Here is a 19,945-nt window from a genome sequence, read left to right as displayed (position 1 = left end):
CCGCTCAGGTCGAGGCGCCCCCGGTGGCGCTCCAGTGGTACAGCGTCATGGCCACACTGGTCGCGAGGTTGTAGCTGGAGACCTGGGGGCGCATCGGCAGGGACAGCAGGTGGTCGGCACGCGCGCGCAGGTCGGCGGAGAGGCCGCTGCGCTCCGAGCCGAAGGCGAGCACCGCGTCGTCCGGCAGCTTCAGCCCCCGGATGTCCTCGCCCTCCGGGTCGAGGGCGAACAGCGGCCCGGGCGGCAGTTCGGCCACGCTCAACCGCTCCACGGCGGTCGCGAAGTGCAGCCCCGCCCCGCCGCGCACGACCGTGGGATGCCACGGGTCGAGCGTGCCGGTGGTGACGACCCCGGTCGCCCCGAAACCGGCGGCCAGCCGGATCACGGCCCCCGCGTTGCCCAGGTTGCGCGGGTTGTCGAGGACGACGACGGGCGCGCTGCGGGGCATGCGGGCCAGCGCGCGCAGGTTCGCGTCGCGGGAGGGCCGTACGGCAAGGGCGGCCACGGCGGTGGGATGCGGGCGCGGGACGAGGGACGTGTACGTCGTCTCCGGGACCTCCGTCAGCAGCACGTCCAGCGTGTCCCGTACGTCGGGGGCCAGCTCGTCGGCCAGCGCGAGCGCCGCCCGCCGGTCGGCGGTGACCGCCACCGGCACCTCGGCCCCGAAGCGCACGGCGTGCTTGAGGGCGTGGAAGCCGTCGAGCAGCACGGCGGCGTCCGCGAGCCGGTGCCAGACGGCCACTGCGTCGGGCCGGGCGCCCACGGGGCCGGGCACCGCAGCATCGGGCCGGGCGCTCTCGGGGTCGGTCATGCCGTGAAGCCTACGTGGGCGCGCTCTGCGTCCTCGGCGTCCTGGGCGTCCTCGGCGGTACGCCGGTCGCGCTGCGCCGGCAGGCTGTGGCCACCGCGCGAAAACAGGCGTCCACGCGCGCGTGCCGCCCAGTCGCCCAGCCGGTGCAGGAACGACGTCGGCAGGAAGACCGAGTCCGCGGCGATCATCGCCAGCGAGAAGAACGGCAGCCCGAGCACCACGGCGATCACCGCGTGCTCGGTCATCATCGCCACCAGCAGGACGTTCTTGACCCGCCGGTTGAACAGCGTGAACGGGAACGCGACCTGCACGATGACCGTCCCGTACGTCACGAGCATCACGATCGTGCCGCTCAGGGACATCAGGTCGGCGAGCGCGGGCCACGGCGAGAAGTAGTCAAGGTGCAAGGGGTAGTAGACCGCGGTGCCGTCCTGCCAGCGCGAGCCCTGGATCTTGTACCAGCCGGCCGTCGCGTAGATCAGACAGGCCTCGGTCATGATCACAAGCAGGGCGCCGTTGTGCACGATGTTGGCGATGACGTCGAGCAGGATCCGGGGCTCCGCGGACTTGGCGCGCCGTCCGACGACCCACCACAGCGCCGACGCCAGCCACACCACCCACAGCAGGGCCGGCACGGTCGGGTCGCCGTCGAGCCGCCCGGCCACGGTCACCCCGACCAGCACCGCCCCGAGCACCGCCCACAGCACGGGTCCGGTCCGGTCCGTCACCCGCTCTCCACGCGCGCGTGCCTGCCCCGCCAGGCGGGCGCGCCGCTCGTCCAGGGACCACACCCGGCCGCAGCGCGTGAACACCAGGTAGATCGACATCAGGTGCAGGACGTTGTCGCCGCCGTCCCCCATGAACACGCTGCGGTTCTGCAGCGACAGCACGCCGACCATGAAGAGCACGGACATCGCGCGCGTACGCCAGCCCAGCAGCAGCAGCGCGCTCGACAGCAGGGCGAGCGCGTAGACGGCCTCGAACCAGACCCGGCCGTCCGTCCACATCAGCGCCGTGAAGGCGCCGTTGAGTCCGGTCAGCTGCTGGGCGAGGTCCCAGTCCCATGGGCCGTCGGGGCCGTACATCTCCTGGCGGTGGGGAAACTCGCGCAGCAGGAACAGCAGCCAGGTCGCGCTGAAGCCGATGCGGATCACGGCGGTCTGGTACGGGCCGAGGACCGACTCGGTGACGCGGGCGATGCCGCCGGACACCGTCAGGGAGAACCGGTTCACTTCACGGCCCCCTCGGCCTCGTCCGCCGGGACCGACCACCAGGGCAGCACCCGGTACACCGGCTTCTGCGAGATCTGCTCGCCGCTCCACTCGGGGGGACGCACGTTGGTGGTGCTGGTGCGGACCTGGACGCTGTCGAGGACGCCGTCCCGCCCGGCCGCGCCGTCACGGTCCAGCCGCAGCACCACTATGCGGCGCAGATACGTCTCGGAAAGAGCCCCACGTATCCCCACCGGACGGTTGTCGGCGCCGTGCGTGGCCGCGAAGAAGTCCCAGGAGCGGCGCAGCAGGTTCTGGTCGACGTGGCTGGGCAGCAGGTTGCCGTCAATGGCCCGCCCGTCCTCGGCGGACAGGTCGTACCAGCCGGTGGTCCGGACCTCGCCGCCCGCGCGGACCTGGGCGCGGACCTGGACCGCGATGTTCTGCTGGAGCGGGTTCGGCGCGAAGAGCTTCCAGTTCTGTTCGAACTCCGGGTAGATCCACTCCTCGATCGCCTTGCCGTGCTTCTTGGTGACCGTGTTCGACGGCGCGACGTGCAGAAAGATCATGCCTATGTGCACACAGACGGCGACCGCGACGACCGCGAGCGCCAGGGCGGCACCGACCTGGTAGCGGGGGGAGAGAGCGGCGACGCCGGTGCGGGGCTCGGAGGGCGCGCCGGTCGCGGGACCGGGGTCGTGGGGCGCGGGCGTCGCGCCGTCCGATTCCGGCAAGGCGTCCGATTCTGTCCAGACTTCCGGTTCCGGCAAGGCGTCCAGTTCCGGCAAGGCGTCCGGTTCGGTCAAGGCGTCCGGTTCGGTCAAGGCGTCCGCCTCGTCCGGCGCCTCAGGCTCGGGCCGGGCACCCGACCCGAGCCGGGCGTTCCCGCCTCCGCCGGCCGCGTCCATTGCGCCGTACGCGTCCATTCCGCCCCGATTCCCGATCCCCGTCCGTCTTCCGGCCCCCGGGCCGCAGGCCCTCGGCCCCGGCCCGCGGCCGCAGGGCACCGTACCGCCCACGCGCGCCGCCCCGCGGCGGTCGCACGGGAACGTTACTCAGACCCGTCCGCCCGGCACAGCCCCGACGGCCCGGCCGGTCCGCCCGTGCCAGGGCCGTCACCCATCTCACCATGGTCACAGCCGTGCCCCTCGCCCGGGCGCTCGCACACCGCCCCCAGCGGCTGACACCTTACGACGGCCGTCCCGCGATCAAGTCTCGGGTACCGAACGATCGGTCGGCATCCTGTTCCACGCCGGGCAATCGACCTCCGCTCCTGCCCGTTCCCTTCTCTTAGAACCTGTTCTATCTTGACGCTCCGTCAGATCAGGCCGTCAGATCAGGCCGCCGGCCCGGTCCGTGGCCGGGGTGCGCGTGGGAGGGCAGGGACCGTGGACTTCACCTTCACCGAGGAGCAGCAGGCGGCGGCCGAGGCGGCACGGGGGGTGTTCGCCGGGGTCGCGCCCGACGGGGTGCCCAGTCCCGCGCTCACCCGGGGCGCCGTCGCCGACGACTTCGACCGGGCGCTGTGGGCCAGGCTCGCCGACGCGGACCTGCTGAGCCTGCTGCTCGACGCCGAGTACGGCGGGGCCGGACTGGACGCCATCGCGCTGTGCCTGGTGCTGCGCGAGTCGGCGAAGGTGCTGGCCCGGGTCCCGCTGCTGGAGAGTTGCGCGGCCGCGGCTGCCGTACAGGCCTACGGCGGACAGGAGCTGAAGGCCGGGCTGCTCGCGGCGGCGGGGCGGGGCCAGGTCGTCCTGACCGTCGCCTCCCACGGCCGCACCGGCCACGATCCGGCCGAACTCGCCGTGACCGCACGGCAGGACGGCGACGCGTGGATCCTCGACGGGGTACAGACTGCGGTGCCGTGGGCGCACAACGCGGACTACACCCTCGTACCCGCGCACGTACCTGCGCACATGCCCGCGCACACCGGCGCCGACCGCACCCTCCTCGCCCTGGTCCCCCGCGTCCACGAGTCGGTCGTGCTCGCCGAGCAGGTCTCCACCACCGGCGAGCGGCTGGCCGAGCTGCGGCTGGAGTCCGCGCGGATCGCGGCACGCGACGTCATCGACGCCGAGGGCGCCTGGGAGTGGCTGCGCCGGTTGCTGACCACGGGGACGTGCGCGCTCGCTCTGGGGCTGGGCGAGAACGTGCTGCGGATGACCGGCGAGTACACCGGCAAGCGGGAGCAGTTCGGCTTCCCCGTGGCCAGCTTCCAGGCCGTCGCCGTACAGGCCGCCGATCGCTACATCGACCTGCGCGCGATGGAGGCCACGCTGTGGCAGGCCGCGTGGCGGCTCGCCTCCGGGACACAGGGCGCGCTGCCCGCCTCCGGTGACGTCGTGGTCGCCAAGATCTGGGCCTCGGACGGCGTACGGAGGATCGTGCAGACGGCACAGCACCTGCACGGCGGGTTCGGCGCCGACGTCGACTACCCGCTGCACCGCTACCACGCCTGGGCCAAGCACCTGGAGCTGTCACTCGGCCCGGCGGCGGCTCATGAGGAGATCCTGGGCGACCTGCTGGCCGCCCACCCGCTCGGCTGAACCCCTGGATCTGAACCCCTGGATCGCTACAGGACGTGTCCGGGCCGGCCGTCGTCCGTCACGACGGGACGGCCCGCGGCCGCCCACACCTGCATACCACCGTCGATGTTGACGGCGTCGATGCCCTGCTGGACCAGGTACATCGTGACCTGCGCCGAACGCCCGCCGGAGCGGCAGATCACATGGACGCGGCCGTCCTGCGGCGCGGCCTCGGTCAGCTCGCCGTAGCGGGCGACGAACTCGCTGATGGGGATGTGCAGTGCCCCTTCGGCGTGGCCTGCCTGCCACTCGTCGTCCTCGCGGACGTCCAGCAGGAAGTCGCTGTCCTTGAGGTCCGTGACCTCGACCGTGGGCACACCAGCTCCGAAACTCATGTCTCCGACGCTACCTGAAGCACCGCCCCGCGACGGAGCCACGGCTATCCCAGCAGCGCGGCCAGCTCCGCCTCTCGCGCGGCGACGTCGGCCAGGAGCTTCTCGGCGATCTCGTCCAGGAGGGCGTCGGGGTCGTCCGGAGCGAGTCGGAGCATCTCGCCGATCGCGCTCTCCTCCAGGTCCCGCGCGACGTGCGCGAGCATCTCCTTGCGCTGGGCCAGCCACTCGAGGCGGGCGTAGAGCTCCTCGCTGGGGCTCGGGGCCGGCTCGGCGGGCGCCGGACCGGCCGCCCATTCCTCGGCCAGCTCCCGCAGCAGGGCCTCGTCGCCCCGGGCGTAGGCCGCGTTGACCCGGGTGATGAACTCCTCGCGCCGCTGCCGCTCGCCGTCCTCCTGCGCCAGGTCGGGGTGGGCCTTGCGGGCCAGCTCGCGGTAGAGCTTGCGGGCCTCGTCGCTGGGGCGCACCCGCTGCGGGGGCCGCACCGGCTGGTCCGTGAGCATCGCCGCGGCCTCCGGGAACAGACCGTCGCCGTCCATCCAGCCGTGGAACAGCTCCTCGACCCCCGGCATCGGCAGCACCCGGGCGCGCGCCTCCTGCGCCTTGCGCACGTCCTCGGGATCGCCGGTGCGGGCGGCTCTCGCCTCGGCGATCTGCGCCTCCAGCTCGTCGAGCCGGGCGTACATCGGGCCGAGCTTCTGGTGGTGGAGCCGCGAGAAGTTCTCGACCTCCACACGGAAGGTCTCCACCGCGATCTCGTACTCGATCAGCGCCTGCTCGGCGGCCCGCACGGCCCGCTCCAGCCGCTCCTCGGGTCGCGCCTGCTCAGCTTCCGGGGTCGTCACCCGAACAGCGTAGGCCACCGCCGGGGCGGTCCGGCTCCACCAGCCGGGGACGGTCGGCGGCCACCCGGTGCACGAAGAGGTCCCGGCAGCTCGCCTGCCACCCCGCCGTGCGCCTCGGGTCGACGACCCCGGCCGGCCCACCCGTCACCCCGCCGCGCGCCTCCGGTCGACAACCCCAGCCGGCCCACCGGGCTGCCCGTCGAGACCGACGTACTTCACGGGACCCCGTGAAGTACGTCGATGCCTCTCACACCCCCATCTCCGCGGGGATCCGTCCCGCCCGCACCGCTGCCACCAGCTGGGCGTGGTCCGCCTCCGTGCGGTCGGCGTAGGCGACGGCGAACGCGCTGATCGCCTCGTCCAGCTCCTCGTTCTTGCCGCAGTACCCGGCGACCAGGCGCGGGTCGGCGCTGTGCGAGTGGGCGCGGGCCAGAAGGGCGCCGGTCATCCGGCCGTAGTCGTCGACCTGGTCGGCGGCGAGCGCGGCCGGGTCGACGCTGCCCTTGCGGTTGCGGAACTGCCGGACCTGGAACGGCCGTCCCTCGACCGACGTCCAGCCCAGCAGGATGTCGCTGACGACCTGCATGCGCTTCTGGCCGAGGACGACGCGGCGGCCCTCGTGTTCCACCGAGGGCGCCTCGAACCCGGCACTCACCAGGTGCGGCACCAGCGCCGACGCCCGCGCCTCCTTCACCTGGAGCACCAGGGGCTCGCCACGGTGGTCCAGGAGCAGCACCACATACGACCGGGTGCCCACGCTTCCCGTGCCGACTATGCGGAAGGCGACGTCGTGCACCGCGTGCCGGGCGAGCAGCGGCAGGCGGTCCTCGGAGAGCGTGGCCAGGTACGGCTCGAGGGACGAGGCGACCGCCGCGGCCTCCGCGTCCGGGACGCCCCGCAGCACCGGAGGGGCGTCGACGAAACGTCGCCCGCCGTCCTCGGTCAGCTCGGTCGACTTCGCCGCGAAGCGCCCACTGGTGTTGGCCCGCGCCTTCTCGGAGACTCGCTCCAGGGTGCCGAGCAGGTCGTGGGCGTCGGTGTGGGAGACCAGCTCCTCGTCCGCGATGGCGTTCCACGCGTCCAGCACCGGGAGCCTGGCGAGCAGCCGCATGGTGCGGCGGTAGGCGCCGACCGCGTCCCGTGCCGCCTTGCGGCAGGTGTCCTCGGTGGCGCCGGCCTCCCGGCCCGCGAGCACGAGCGAGGCGGCGAGCCGCTTGAGGTCCCACTCCCAGGGGCCGTGGACGGTCTCGTCGAAGTCGTTGAGGTCGATGACCAGGCCGCCGCGGGCGTCGCCGTACAGGCCGAAGTTGGCGGCGTGCGCGTCGCCGCAGATCTGGGCGCGGATCCGGGTCACGGGCGTGCGGGCCAGGTCGTACGCCATGAGGCCCGCCGAACCGCGCAGGAACGCGAAGGGAGTGGCCGCCATCCTGCCCACCCGTATCGGCGTCAGCTCCTCGATGCGGCCCCGGTTGGACTCCGCCACGGCGGCGACCGCGTCGGGGCGGGAGGCGTCGAGGTCGAGTTCGGCGTGTGCCGCGCGTGGCACCCGGCGCCGCAGTGCCTTCCCCTCCTCCTTGGGCGATCCCTCCACGGGCCGCTCGGCGAAGCCCCGCACCCGGGGCAGCCGCCGGGCCACGGCCGGCTTCACCAAGTCCGTCGGCTGCACCGACTGCACCGACCCCAGCGGCTCCACCGACTCCGCCACCCCGACACCGACCTCGGCCATCACGACCGCCTCCCCCGCACACCGCACCCGAACGTCCACGAACATCAATTCGTGCTGACCGTACCGCCGGTGGCGGAAGCGCGTCAGACCCTGTGGACAACTCGCTGTTGATCACTCACCACATGCACCTCACCTGTGGACAACCACCCACAGTCTCCCGCCCGGAGCCTCACACCCGCGTCCACATACCGCGCCCTCACACCCCCGTCCTCACGCCCGCAGATAAGCCAGCACAGCCAGCACCCGCCGATGCGTCTCGACCGCGGGCGGCAGGTCCAGCTTCGTGAGGATGCCGCTGACGTGCTTGCCCACGGCCGCCTCGGAGACCACCAGTTCACGGGCGACCGCGCTGTTCGACTTGCCCTCCGCGATCAGGGCCAGCACCTCCCGCTCGCGCGGAGTGAGCCGCTCCAGCGGGTCACGGCGGCGGCGCAGCAGCTGACGTACGACCTCGGGGTCGACGACCGTGCCGCCGGCGGCGACCTCGTTCAACGCGTCCACGAACTCCTCGACCTGTCCGACCCGGTCCTTGAGGAGATAGCCGACGCCCGTTCCGTCGCCGGAGTCCAGTAGTTCGGCGGCGTACGTCCGCTGCACGTACTGGCTGAGGACGAGGACGGGCAGCGTGGGCCGCGTCTCGCGCAGGCGGACCGCCGCGTGCAGCCCTTCGTCCTGGAATCCGGGCGGCATGCGTACGTCCGTCACGACGATGTCGGGGGTGTGCTCCTCGACCGCCGCCATCAGGGCCCACGCCTCGCCGACGGCCGCGACCACCTCGTGGCCGCAGCGGCCCAGCAGTCCGATGAGTCCCTCCCGCAGCAGCACGCTGTCCTCAGCCAGTACTACCCGGAGCGATTGGTGCGATCGGTCGTCCACTCGCAAGGAAACTCCACACGCAGCAGGGTCGGTCCACCCGGCGGACTGGACAGGGAAAGTCTGCCATCGAGCACCGACACCCGGTCCGCGAGTCCGGTCAGCCCGCTGCCGCCCGCGGGGTCCGCGCCGCCCCGGCCGTCGTCGCGCACCTGCAGGAACAGCCGTCCCTCACGGTGTTCGCCGGTGACCGCCGCACGCCTCGCCCCACTGTGCCTGGCGACGTTGGCGAGGGCCTCGCAGACCACGAAGTACGCGGCGGCCTCGACCCCCTGGGGCAGCCTGCCGGCCAGTTGCAGGTCGACGTCCACGGGGACCGCCGAGCGGTCGGCGGCATCCGCGACGGCGGCCTCGAGACCGTAGTCGGCGAGCACCTTGGGATGGATGCCGTGGATGAGGTCGCGCAGCTCGGCGAGGGCCTTGCCGGCCTCCTCGTGGGCCTTGGCGAGCTGGTCGGCGAGCGGGCCGGGCGGCGCGTCCAGTCGGGCCAGACCGAGCGTCATCGTCAGGGCGACCAGGCGTTGTTGGGCACCGTCGTGCAGGTCGCGCTCGATGCGACGCCGTTCCGCCTCGAAGGCGTCCACCAACCGCAGCCGGGAACGGGCCAGTTCGACCACCCTCGCGCCCAGGTCCCCGTCGCGCGGGGCGATCAGCAGACGGGTCAGCTCGGCCCGCGCACCGGCCACCGCACCCAGGACGTAGGCGCCCAGGGCCGCGAGGACGAGCCCGAGCACGGCGACCGCGAAAGCGGTCGGCCAGGTGGTGACCGTCCACTGCTTGAGCACCTTCGCCTCCCGGCCGTCGCCGGCCGTGGCCATCAGCAGCGGGGTCGCCACCACGGACAGCGGGACGAGCAGGCCGACCGTGACGGAGAGTGCGTCGACCGGCCACAACAGCCCCGCGAGCAGCAGGGTGTACCCGAGCTCGCGCCAGGTCGCCTGCTCCCTCAGCCGGGTGGCCAGCCAGGGCCGCAGTCCCGCGACGGCGGGCGGCCGGTGCCGGCCGGACGCCGGGTCCAGGTCCACCAGGCGCAGCCGGTGCCGCTCCACCCAGGCCACCGGAATACCCGCGAGGGCCGTGAGCAGCAGGAGCGGCAGTCCCACCAGCGCGACGGCCAGCACACCGCCGACCGCCGCCGAAGTGACGATCCCCACGAACGCGACGACGCCGCTCACCGCGCCGGTGAGCAGGTACCCGGCCGAGCGCCACGGCCACGGGGACAACAGGAATCCGGGCCTGGACATGGCCTGCCACACGTTCCGAGGGTGCATGCGGCTCACCGTAGAAGGCCCGCTCGGGCGGGGCCATGGGCCCGGGCAGCGGTCGTGGGGTAGGTCTGGCCCTACCCCAAGTCTCGTTCCCGCCCGACTGTGTCGCCGTGTCCCCGCGCGGTTTCGTGGAGCCGCGACAAAACCCGGAAGACCGAAGAGGACACCGATCCGACGAGTTGGGACACATGATCAACAGCGAAAACCACGACGCGATCCAACTGCGCTCCGTCGGCAGACGGTACGGGTCGGGCGACAACGCCGTGAGCGCCCTCGCCGACATCTCGCTCTCCTTCCCCAAGGGGACGTTAACCGCCGTCATGGGCCCCTCCGGCTCGGGCAAGTCGACCCTGCTCCAGTGCGCGGCCGGCCTGGACCGGCCCACGTCGGGGTCGGTCACCGTGGGCGGGACCGAGCTGACGGGGCTGAGCGAGACCAGGCTGACGCTGCTGCGCCGCGAGCGCATCGGATTCGTCTTCCAGGCGTTCAACCTGCTGCCGTCGCTGACCGCCGAGCAGAACGTGGCGCTCCCGCTGCGGCTCGCCGGGCGCCGCCCCTCCCGGGCCCGGGTCCGCGAGGCGCTGGAGCAGGTCGGGCTCGGTGACCGGGGCCGGCACCGGCCGACGGAGATGTCCGGCGGCCAGCAGCAGCGGGTGGCCCTGGCCCGGGCCCTGATCACCCGCCCCGAGGTGCTCTTCGGCGACGAGCCGACCGGCGCGCTGGACTCGCACACCGGCCGTGAGGTGCTGACCCTGTTGCGCGGCATGGTCGATCGCGAGGGCCAGACGATCGTCATGGTCACGCACGACCCGGTGGCCGCCTCCTACGCGGACCGCGTGGTCTTCCTCGTCGACGGACGCCTCAACGGCGAGCTCGCCGGAGCGGGCGCCGACGCCATCGCCGCGCACATGACGGGACTGGAAACCACGCGCACAACCTGCCCGAAGGCACGCACGACCGAACTGGAAAACACGCGCACGACCGAGCTGAAGGCCACCCGCACGACCGACCTGAAGGCCACGCCGTGCTGAGCGTCGCGCTGCGCACCCTGCGTGCCCGCTGGGTCACTTTCGTCGGCAGCTTCGTCGCGCTGGCGCTGGGTGTCGCCCTGCTCGCCGTGATGGGCCTGGTCCTCGCCTCGTCGTCGGCCGCGCCCGACCGCAAGCCGGAACGGTTCGCCGCCGCGCCCGTCGTGGTCAAGGGGGCGGACACGCTGCGGGTGCCCACCCCGATCGGCGACCGGGTGCAGCGGCTGGCGCACTCGCGCGCCGTACCCGCCGAGGCCGTCACGAAGCTGGCGAAGCTCGGCACCGTCGTGGCGGACCGGTCGTTCGCCGTACGGGCACGGGGCGGCCCCGGCGACCTGGTGGGCCACCCCTGGTCCACCGCCGCGTTCGCCCCGTACACCCTCGACGCCGGACGTGCGCCCCGCACGGCCGACGAGGTCGTCGTCAGCGGCGACTGGGCGCGGCCGGGCACGCGCGTACGCACCGACCGCGGCACCGTGCGGGTCGTCGGCACCGTCACCGACCGCGGCTTCGAGGACGCCGTCTTCTACACCGACACGCGCGCCGCCCGACTGTCCCCTACGAGCGTCCAGCTGACGGTCGACGCCGACGCGGCGGCCGTACGCGCCGCCGTGGGCAAAAGCGCGGGCATCCAGGTCTTGACGGGCGACGCCCGCCGCTACGCCGACGCCGACCCCGAGCGGGACAGCGCGGCCCTGACCGCGATGAACGCCATGTTCGGCACGGCCGGCGGGGTCACCGCCTTCGTGTCGGTGTTCGTGGTGGCGTCCACCTTCGCGTTCGCGGTCGCCCAGCGGCGCCGGGAGTTCGGGCTGCTGCGCACCGTCGGCGCGACCCCGGGGCAGATCCGTCGGACGGTCCTCGCCGAGGCCCTCGCGGTCGGGGTGCTCGCCTCGGCCACCGGCTGTGCGCTCGGCGCGTACGGTGCCCCGCTGCTGGCCGAGCGGGTGGTCGACGCCGGACTCGCACCGGCCTGGTTCGTCATCGGCGACCCCACCTGGCCGTACCACCTGGCGTTCTGGACGGGCCTGCTCGTCGCCCTGTGCGGTGCGATCGCCGCTTCCTGGCGGGCCGGCCGCACCAACCCCACCCAGGCGTTGCGCGAGGCGTCCGTGGACGGCAGGGCGATGACGTGGGGGCGGTGGCTGTGCGGCGCCGGCCTGCTGCTGACCGCCGCCGTGACACTGGGCCTGGCCCTGGTGAGCGACCCGGGCGATCTCCTTCACCGCAAGACCTATGTGAGCCGCCCCATGCTCCTGATCACCGCGCTCGCGCTGCTCACCCCGGTCGTGGTGCGCCCGCTGACCCGGCTCCTGGCCTGGCTGCCGGCGCGGCTCCCCGGGGCCGGCGGCATGCTGGTCCGCGAGAACGCCGCCGCCGGAGTCCGCCGTACCGCCGCGATCGCGGCCCCCGTCCTGATCATGGTGGCCCTGACGGGCTCCCTCCTGGGCGCGGGCGCGACGCTGAACAACGCGAAGGCGGCCGAGACGCGGGAGCGGACGACCGCGGCCTTCGTCGTCACCACCACCGGCGGCCCCGGCTTCGACGCAGCCACACTGCGCGAGCTGCGCCACGTCTCCGGCGCCAGGATCTCCGCGACCGCCTCCAGCGCGGTCTACGTCCTCGAAGACGGCGTGGCGCTCGTCAGGTCCGAGGCGCGCGTAGCGCAGCGCGCCTCGCTTGCTGTCACTGCTCGGTTGCCGCTCACGGCGGGGAAGGCGGCCGACCTCGACGACGAGTCGATCATCGTCAACGAGGAGTGGCAGCGGCACACCGTGGGGCAGCGGGTGCGGGTGTGGCTCGGCGACGGCACGAGAAAGACGCTGCGGATCGCCGCGGTGATGACCACCGGCACCGGCAACAACGGCGTCTACGTCACCCCGGCCAACGCTCCGGGTGCGATGGTCGACCGGGTCGACGTCGCCCTCACGGACGGGGCCGACGCCGGCGCCGTGGCAGCCGGACTGCGCGCGGCGGTACGGGCCTCCGGCGCACAGGTCCTCACCGAGGACCAGTGGATCCGGGCGACCTACCCGCAGACCAACCGCACGACCCGGCTCGGCTTTCTGCTGGTCCTCGGCATCTCGCTCGTCTACACCGGCATCTCCCTGGTCAACACCATGGTCATGGCGACCTCCGACAGGGTGCGTGACCTGGCCGTACTGCGGCTGGCGGGGGCCACCCGCCGACAGGTCCTGCGACTGGTGGGCGCGGAGGCGCTGACGGTGGTCGCGGTCGGCGCCCTGCTGGGCCTGCTGGTCGCCGGTCTCAACGTCGCGGGGATGTGGGGCGCGCTGCGCCTGCTGTCCGTCCCGGGCACGATCGAGCTGCCGTGGGCGGCCATCGGCGCGGCCGTGGGCGCGTGCGCGCTGCTCGCCGTGCTCGCATCCGTCGTCCCCGCCGCCCTCGCCCTGCGCCGCCGGGCGGTGGAACTGGCGGGCGTACCGGAATGACCGGTGAGAAATGCCTCACACCGAACACCGGCTTCGGCTTCGGCTTCGGCTTCGGGCTTCGGCACATAGCGAAACGGTCGGCACCGTAATCGGTACCGACCGTTTCGTCTGGTGCGCGAGGGGGGAGTTGAACCCCCACGCCCTTGCGGGCACTGGAACCTGAATCCAGCGCGTCTGCCTATTCCGCCACCCGCGCATTGGGTGTGTCCTCGGGCCCCGTTCCTTGCGGTCCGGCGCCTTCCGACACGCAGAACATTAGCACGCGGTCAGGGGTGCGTTCACATCCCTTGTCCCTGGGCAGGCGGTGAACAGCGCCGTCCGCCTGCCAGACCGAGCGGCCCCGGCCATGTATCGACACGGAACGGTTCACGTATCAACCTCGTACCGGTCCCGCCCATCTCCCCAGGAGCCGGTCGGGGTCCACAGTCCGGTGCGGGACACTGGTCTGCGGCCCCCTCTACGATCCTGGGCAAGAGGAGTTCGTAGGGGAGTTCCGCAGGGAAGCTCGCAGGCGTCGACACCCGATCGACCGAGCCGACAGGGGGAACCAGCCGATCGACCGGCGCGTGGATACGATCAGTAAGCAGTACGAGCAGCACCAGGCAAGGCACGGACACAGCGGCAACGACGGAGGAGGTGCCCCATGGGAGTCCTGAAGAAGTTCGAGCAACGTCTCGAAGGTCTGGTCAACGGCACCTTCGCCAAGGTCTTCAAGTCCGAGGTCCAGCCCGTGGAGATCGCCGGCGCGCTCCAGCGCGAGTGCGACAACAACGCCACGATCTGGAACCGCGACCGGACCGTCGTCCCCAACGACTTCATCGTGGAGCTGAGCACGCCCGACTTCGAGCGCCTCAGCCCCTACTCCGGCCAGCTCGGCGACGAGCTCGCCGGCATGGTGCGCGACTACGCCAAGCAGCAGCGCTACACCTTCATGGGGCCGATCAAGGTCAACCTGGAGAAGGCCGAGGACCTGGACACCGGCCTGTACCGGGTGCGCAGCCGAACGCTCGCCTCCACCGGCGGCCAGCAGGCACCGCAGGCCCCCGACCGCGCGCCCGCGAGCGGCCCGCGCCCGGGCGGCTACGGCTACCCGCAGCCCGGCCCCGCCGCCGCGCCTCCCATGCCCTCCGCGCCGCCGCCCGGTGCCGGCGCCCGCCCCGGCGGCTACGGCTACCCGCAGCCGGTCCAGCCCGCAGGGCAGCGCCCCGGCGCCGCTCCCGGCGGTCCGGCGCAGGGCGCGCGCACCCGCTACTGGATCGAGATCAACGGCGCGCGCCACCAGATCTCCCGCCCGACCCTGGTGCTGGGCCGCAGCACCGAGGCCGACGTGCGGATCGACGACCCCGGCGTCTCTCGCCGGCACTGCGAGATCCGGACCGGAACGCCCTCGACGATCCAGGATCTCGGGTCCACCAACGGCATCGTGGTGGACGGGCAGCACACCACCCGCGCTACGCTCCGCGACGGCTCGCGGATCGTCGTGGGCAGCACCACCATCATTTACCGGCAAGCCGAAGGGTGAAGCGGGGGCAATGTCAGAGCTGACCCTCACGGTCATGCGGCTGGGTTTCCTGGCCGTACTGTGGCTGTTCGTGATCGTGGCCGTGCAGGTCATCCGCAGCGACCTGTTCGGAACGCGTGTCACACAGCGCGGGGCACGGCGGGAAGCCTCCCGGCCGCAGCAGCAGGCCGCCCGGCAGGCTGCGGCGCCACCGCAGCAGCGCCAGCAGGCCGCCGGCGGCCGCCAGCGCCGCAACGCCCCCACCAAACTGGTCGTGACCGAGGGCACACTCACCGGCACCACCGTCGCGCTGCAGGGCCAGACCATCACCCTGGGCCGGGCGCACGACAGCACGATCGTGCTGGACGACGACTACGCCTCCAGCCGCCATGCCAGGATCTACCCGGACCGGGACGGCCAGTGGATCGTCGAGGACCTGGGCTCCACCAACGGCACGTACCTCGACCGGAGCCGGCTGACGACCCCCACGCCGATTGCGCTGGGCGCGCCGATCCGCATCGGCAAGACCGTCATCGAGCTGCGGAAGTAGTGCTACATCATGAATAGGCGCGAGCGGAGCGAGCACGCAGCGGCGGTCCACACCCCGGACCCCGGCGCGCTCCCGACCGGAGGGTGGGCACCGTGCGGATGTACCCGGAGCCGACGGGCGAGGTGCGCATGAGTCTGTCACTGCGCTTCGCCGCCGGATCGCACAAAGGCATGATCCGGGAGGGCAACGAGGACTCCGGTTATGCCGGTCCGCGCCTGCTCGCCATCGCCGACGGCATGGGCGGCGCCGCCGCCGGCGAGGTCGCCTCCTCCGAGGCCATCTCCACCATCGTCGCCCTCGACGAGGACATCCCCGGCTCCGACGTCCTCACCTCGCTCGGCACCGCCGTCCAGCGTGCCAACGACCAGCTGCGCGCCATGGTCGAGGAGGACCCCCAGCTCGAGGGCATGGGCACCACCCTGACCGCCCTGCTGTGGACCGGCCAGCGGCTCGGTCTCGTGCACGTCGGCGACTCACGCGCGTACCTGCTGCGTGACGGTGTCCTCACCCAGATCACCCAGGACCACACCTGGGTGCAACGCCTCGTCGACGAGGGACGCATCACCGAGGAAGAGGCGACCACGCACCCGCAGCGGTCGCTCCTGATGCGCGCCCTGGGCAGCGGCGAGCACGTCGAACCCGACCTGTCGATCCGCGAGGTCCGGGCCGGCGACCGCTACCTCATCTGCTCCGACGGGCTGTCCGGAGTCGTCTCCCACCAGACGATGGAGGACACCCTCGCCAGCTACCAGGGCCCGCAGGAGACCGTGCAGGAGCTGATCCAGCTCGCACTGCGCGGCGGCGGCCCCGACAACATCACCGTCATCGTCGCCGACGTCCTCGACCTGGACACCGGCGACACCCTCGCCGGACAGCTGTCCGACACCCCGGTCGTGGTCGGCGCGGTCGCCGAGAACCAGCACCAGCTGCACGACAACGGCATCATGCAGACCCCCGCGGGACGCGCCTCCGGCCTCGGCCGGCAGGTGCCCGGACAGGGCGGGGGCGGCGAGTTCGGCCCACCCGGCTCCGGCGACACCACCGGCTACATCCCCGCGGGCAGCTTCGGCGACTACACCGACGACGACTTCGTCAAGCCCCGCAAGGGCCGCAGGTGGCTGAAGAGATCCTTCTACAGCGTGCTCGCCCTCGCCGTCATCGGCGGCGGCCTGTACGGCGGCTACCGCTGGACGCAGACGCAGTACTACGTCGGCACCAAGGGCGAGCACGTGGCCCTGTACCGCGGCATCAGCCAGGACCTGGCGTGGGTCTCCCTCTCGAAGGTGGAGAAGGACCACCCCGAGATCGAACTCAAGTACCTCCCGCCCTACCAGCAGAAGCTGGTTCAGGCCACGATCGCCGAAGGCAGCCAGGGCACCGCCCAGAAGAAGATCGACGAGCTGTCGGTGCAGGCCTCCGCGTGCAAGAAGGAGGCGGAGCGCCGCGCCGCCGAGAGCGCGAACAACTCCAAGACGGGCCAGGGCGAGGCCGGAGGCACCACGGGAACCACCACCACCTCCCTCACGTCCAAGGCATCGCCGTCGCCGAACGCGTCGGCGACGACCACGCCCCCGTCCACGTCTCCGTCCCCGTCCACGACCGCCACTCCCAGCCTCTCGGAGGAGGAGCAGAAGGTCGTCTCGCTGTGCGGTAAGCAGTAGGCAAGCCGTGAGAGGCCCCGTCACACGATGAGCAGTACTACCAACTCGCCGACGCACCACACGTCCACGATCGGCTCGATCGGCACGCCGAGCCGGCGCAACACCGAGCTCGCGCTGCTGGTGTTCGCCGTCGTCATCCCGGTGTTCGCCTACGCCAACGTGGGCCTGGCCATCGACGACCAGGTGCCGTCCGGCCTGCTGAGCTACGGCCTGGGTCTCGGCCTCCTGGCCGGCGTCGCCCATCTCGTCGTACGCAAGTTCGCCCCGTACGCGGACCCGCTGCTGCTGCCGCTGGCCACGCTGCTGAACGGGCTCGGACTCGTCGTCATCTGGCGTCTGGACCAGTCCAAGCTGCTGCAGTCCATCAAGCAGGCCGGCACCGCCGCGCCCCGCCAGCTGATGTACACCGCGATGGGCATCGCGCTGTTCATCGTCGTGCTGATCTTCCTCAAGGACCACCGCGCACTACAGCGCTACACGTACATCTCCATGGTCGGCGCGCTGTTCCTGCTGCTGCTGCCGCTCGTACCGGGCCTCGGCCAGAACATCTACGGCGCCAAGATCTGGATCTCCGTCGCCGGCTTCTCCATCCAGCCCGGTGAGTTCGCCAAGATCGTCCTCGCGGTGTTCTTCGCCGGCTACCTGATGGTCAAGCGAGACGCCCTCGCCCTCGCCAGCCGCCGCTTCATGGGCCTGTACCTGCCCCGCGGCCGCGACCTCGGCCCGATCCTGGTCGTCTGGTTCATCTCGATCCTGATCCTGGTCTTCGAGACGGACCTCGGTACGTCTCTGCTGTTCTTCGGAATGTTCGTCATCATGCTGTACGTCGCCACCGAGCGGACCAGCTGGATCGTCTTCGGTCTGCTGATGTCCGCGGGCGGCGCGGTCGGCGTGGCCAGCTTCGAACCGCACGTCCAGCAGCGCGTCCAGGCCTGGCTCGACCCGATGAAGGAGTACACCCTCAGCCGTCAGGGCGTCGCCGGCCACTCCGAGCAGGCGATGCAGGCCCTGTGGGCGTTCGGCTCCGGCGGCACCCTCGGCACCGGCCTCGGCCAGGGCCACTCCGACCTCATCCGGTTCGCCGCCAACTCCGACTTCATCCTCGCCACCTTCGGCGAGGAACTGGGCCTGGCCGGCATCATGGCGCTCCTGCTCATCTACGGCCTGATCGTGGAACGCGGCGTGCGTACCGCCCTCGCCGCCCGCGACCCGTTCGGCAAGCTGCTCGCCATCGGCCTCTCCGGCGCCTTCGCCCTCCAGGTGTTCGTCGTCTCCGGCGGTGTCATGGGCCTCATCCCGCTGACCGGTATGACCATGCCGTTCCTGGCGTACGGCGGTTCCTCCGTCATCGCCAACTGGGCCCTGATCGGCATCCTGATCCGCATCAGCGACACCGCGCGCCGCCCGGCCCCCGCCCCCGCATCCAACCCCGACGCCGAGATGACCCAGGTGGTCCGCCCGTCATGAACAAGCCCCTGCGCCGGATCGCGATCTTCTGCGGCCTCCTGGTCCTCACGCTGCTCCTGCGGGACAACTGGCTCCAGTACGTCAAGGCCGACACCCTGGCCTCCGACACGGACAACCGCCGCGTCAACATCACGCGCTACGCCACCCCGCGCGGCGACATCATCGTCGACGGCAAGGCCATCACCGGCTCCGTCGAGTCGAGCGACAGCGACTACAAGTACAAGCGCACCTGGAAGGACGGCGCCATGTGGGCGCCGGTCACCGGGTACTCCTCGCAGGCTTTCGGCGCCAACCAGCTGGAGAAGCTCGAGGACGGCATCCTCACCGGCAACGACGACCGGCTGTTCTTCCGCAACACCCTCGACATGATCACGGGCAAGAAGAAGGAGGGCGGCAGCGTCGTCACCACCCTCAACGCCGCCGCGCAGAAGGCGGCCTACGAGGGCCTGGGCAACAAAAAGGGCGCCGTCGCCGCGATCGAACCGTCCACCGGCAAGATCCTGGCCCTGGTCTCCACACCGTCGTACGACCCGTCGACCTTCGCCGGGACCTCGGGCAGTGACGAGAAGGCCTGGAACAAGGTCCAGAAGAAGAACAACGCCGACGACCCGATGCTCAACCGCGCACTGCGCGAGACCTATCCGCCCGGCTCCACCTTCAAGGTGGTCACCGCCGCCGCGGCGCTGGAGAACGGCGAGGTCGCGGGCATCGACAACGCCACCAAGACCCCGGACCCGTTCCCGCTGCCGCAGAGCACCTCGAAGCTCACCAACGAGCACGGCGCCTGCGAGAACGCCACCCTGCGCTACGCACTGATGGTGTCCTGCAACACCGTCTTCGCGAAGATGGCCGACAACGTCGGCAACGAGAAGATGATCGAGCAGGCCGAGAAGTTCGGCTTCAACAACACCGAGCTCGACACCCCGGTGCGGGCCGCGGAGAGCATCTACCCCGAGGACAACGCCCCGCAGAACGCCCTCGACGGCATCGGCCAGGGCTCCAACCGGGCCACCCCGCTCCAGATGGCCATGATCGCCTCGGCCGTCGCCAACAACGGCAAGCTGATGCAGCCGTACATGGTCGACCAGCTGCGCGCCTCCAACCTCGACGTCATCGAGACGAACGAGCCCAAGGAGCTGTCCCAGGCCGTCTCCTCCGAGACCGCCCAGAAGCTCCAGCAGATGATGGAGACGGTCGTCAACGACCCCCAGGGCACCGGCGGCAGGGCGAAGATCTCCGGCGCCACCGTGGGCGGCAAGACCGGTACCGCCCAGCACGGCCTCAACAACAGTGAGAAGCCGTACGCCTGGTTCATCTCCTACGCCAAGCTGTCGGACGGCAGCGCGCCGGTGGCCGTCGCCGTCGTCGTCGAGGACGGCGCCGCCAACCGCGGCGACATCACCGGTGGCGGTCTCGCCGGTCCGATCGCAAGGGACGTGATGAAGGCAGTCATCGACAGCAAGAAGTGACCCCGCTCACGTCACCTTCACATCGGTGCACGTTGCGATACCGGTCCTGTATCGGGTTACGGGCTTGGCCAGGTCACACAGAGCGATCCGGGTACGGTATGCCCGGACGGCAGCCTCCGCCCGCACGAACGTGCGGGTCGGGACCGACGGAGAGGGCTGGTAGGT

At 71.8% G+C, this 19,945-nt stretch carries 16 protein-coding genes and 1 tRNA gene; 8 read left to right on the top strand and 9 right to left on the bottom strand.

Going from position 1 to position 19,945, the window contains the following annotated elements; genetic code table 11:
• Window positions 1–4: 4 nt before the first annotated feature.
• The 3 genes from ACFY16_RS11655 to ACFY16_RS11645 are packed head-to-tail and all read right to left on the bottom strand — an operon-like array spanning window position 5 to window position 2,930.
• Window positions 5–811: a TrmH family RNA methyltransferase gene (locus tag ACFY16_RS11655; protein WP_390646900.1), complete on the bottom strand. Its 807-nt coding sequence runs from the start codon at window positions 809–811 to the stop codon at window positions 5–7.
• Window positions 808–2,043, bottom strand: a complete 1,236-nt coding sequence (locus ACFY16_RS11650) for an HTTM domain-containing protein (RefSeq protein WP_390646899.1) — start codon at window positions 2,041–2,043, stop codon at window positions 808–810. The genes ACFY16_RS11655 and ACFY16_RS11650 overlap by 4 nt, the downstream gene beginning before the upstream one ends.
• Window positions 2,040–2,930 (bottom strand): DUF5819 family protein, encoded by an 891-nt coding sequence (locus ACFY16_RS11645; RefSeq protein ID WP_390647245.1) that lies wholly within the window; start codon window positions 2,928–2,930, stop codon window positions 2,040–2,042. Before ACFY16_RS11645 ends, ACFY16_RS11650 begins: the two co-directional genes overlap by 4 nt.
• 480 nt (window positions 2,931–3,410) lie before the next feature.
• Here ACFY16_RS11645 and ACFY16_RS11640 point away from each other — a divergent pair, with 480 nt between their 5' ends.
• The gene (locus tag ACFY16_RS11640) at window positions 3,411–4,568 is read left to right on the top strand and encodes an acyl-CoA dehydrogenase family protein (protein ID WP_390646898.1); all 1,158 of its coding nucleotides are present in this window, start codon (window positions 3,411–3,413) and stop codon (window positions 4,566–4,568) included.
• A 26-nt stretch (window positions 4,569–4,594) separates the two neighbouring features.
• Here ACFY16_RS11640 and ACFY16_RS11635 read toward each other — a convergent pair whose 3' ends face one another.
• From ACFY16_RS11635 to ACFY16_RS11615, 5 genes are all read right to left on the bottom strand, one after another.
• Complete coding sequence (locus tag ACFY16_RS11635) at window positions 4,595–4,924, bottom strand: rhodanese-like domain-containing protein (RefSeq protein ID WP_390647244.1); 330 nt, start codon at window positions 4,922–4,924, stop codon at window positions 4,595–4,597.
• Window positions 4,925–4,986: 62 nt separating this feature from the next.
• On the bottom strand, window positions 4,987–5,784 hold the full coding sequence (locus tag ACFY16_RS11630) for a hypothetical protein (protein ID WP_390646897.1): 798 nt from the start codon (window positions 5,782–5,784) through the stop codon (window positions 4,987–4,989).
• A 247-nt stretch (window positions 5,785–6,031) separates the two neighbouring features.
• Window positions 6,032–7,555 carry a DUF2252 domain-containing protein gene (locus ACFY16_RS11625; protein WP_390646896.1) on the bottom strand — a complete coding sequence of 508 codons (1,524 nt, stop codon included), beginning with the start codon at window positions 7,553–7,555 and terminating at the stop codon, window positions 6,032–6,034.
• 165 nt (window positions 7,556–7,720) lie between these two features.
• Window positions 7,721–8,335, bottom strand: a complete 615-nt coding sequence (locus ACFY16_RS11620) for a LuxR C-terminal-related transcriptional regulator (RefSeq protein WP_390646895.1) — start codon at window positions 8,333–8,335, stop codon at window positions 7,721–7,723.
• Between the two features lie 17 nt (window positions 8,336–8,352).
• Window positions 8,353–9,627, bottom strand: coding sequence for a sensor histidine kinase (locus ACFY16_RS11615; RefSeq protein WP_390647243.1), 1,275 nt, complete (start codon window positions 9,625–9,627; stop codon window positions 8,353–8,355).
• A gap of 212 nt (window positions 9,628–9,839) precedes the next feature.
• On the opposite strand from ACFY16_RS11615, the gene ACFY16_RS11610 reads away from it, so the two are divergent.
• A complete protein-coding gene (locus ACFY16_RS11610; RefSeq protein WP_390646894.1) occupies window positions 9,840–10,682 on the top strand; it encodes an ABC transporter ATP-binding protein in 843 nt (280 codons plus the stop codon).
• Window positions 10,676–13,132 carry an FtsX-like permease family protein gene (locus ACFY16_RS11605; protein ID WP_390646893.1) on the top strand — a complete coding sequence of 819 codons (2,457 nt, stop codon included), beginning with the start codon at window positions 10,676–10,678 and terminating at the stop codon, window positions 13,130–13,132. The genes ACFY16_RS11610 and ACFY16_RS11605 overlap by 7 nt, the downstream gene beginning before the upstream one ends.
• 109 nt (window positions 13,133–13,241) lie before the next feature.
• On the opposite strand, the gene ACFY16_RS11600 is transcribed toward ACFY16_RS11605, so the two are convergent.
• Window positions 13,242–13,328, bottom strand: a tRNA-Leu gene (locus tag ACFY16_RS11600).
• A 447-nt stretch (window positions 13,329–13,775) separates the two neighbouring features.
• Between ACFY16_RS11600 and ACFY16_RS11595 the strand changes: the two genes are divergently transcribed.
• The 5 genes from ACFY16_RS11595 to ACFY16_RS11575 all read left to right on the top strand — a co-directional run bounded on the left by ACFY16_RS11595 (window position 13,776) and on the right by ACFY16_RS11575 (window position 19,780).
• Complete coding sequence (locus tag ACFY16_RS11595; RefSeq protein ID WP_390646892.1) at window positions 13,776–14,654, top strand: FhaA domain-containing protein; 879 nt, start codon at window positions 13,776–13,778, stop codon at window positions 14,652–14,654.
• A 10-nt stretch (window positions 14,655–14,664) separates the two neighbouring features.
• On the top strand, window positions 14,665–15,183 hold the full coding sequence (locus ACFY16_RS11590) for an FHA domain-containing protein (RefSeq protein WP_351139015.1): 519 nt from the start codon (window positions 14,665–14,667) through the stop codon (window positions 15,181–15,183).
• 98 nt (window positions 15,184–15,281) lie between these two features.
• Window positions 15,282–16,844: a Stp1/IreP family PP2C-type Ser/Thr phosphatase gene (locus tag ACFY16_RS11585; RefSeq protein WP_390647242.1), complete on the top strand. Its 1,563-nt coding sequence runs from the start codon at window positions 15,282–15,284 to the stop codon at window positions 16,842–16,844.
• Between the two features lie 27 nt (window positions 16,845–16,871).
• Window positions 16,872–18,311 carry an FtsW/RodA/SpoVE family cell cycle protein gene (locus tag ACFY16_RS11580; protein WP_390646891.1) on the top strand — a complete coding sequence of 480 codons (1,440 nt, stop codon included), beginning with the start codon at window positions 16,872–16,874 and terminating at the stop codon, window positions 18,309–18,311.
• Window positions 18,308–19,780, top strand: coding sequence for a peptidoglycan D,D-transpeptidase FtsI family protein (locus ACFY16_RS11575; RefSeq protein WP_390646890.1), 1,473 nt, complete (start codon window positions 18,308–18,310; stop codon window positions 19,778–19,780). The genes ACFY16_RS11580 and ACFY16_RS11575 overlap by 4 nt, the downstream gene beginning before the upstream one ends.
• Window positions 19,781–19,945: the final 165 nt, after the last annotated feature.

It is taken from the genome of Streptomyces sp. NPDC001315 (assembly GCF_042896175.1).
Taxonomy (GTDB): Bacteria; Actinomycetota; Actinomycetes; order Streptomycetales; family Streptomycetaceae; genus Streptomyces.
This window is presented reverse-complemented; position numbering and strand designations above follow the sequence as displayed.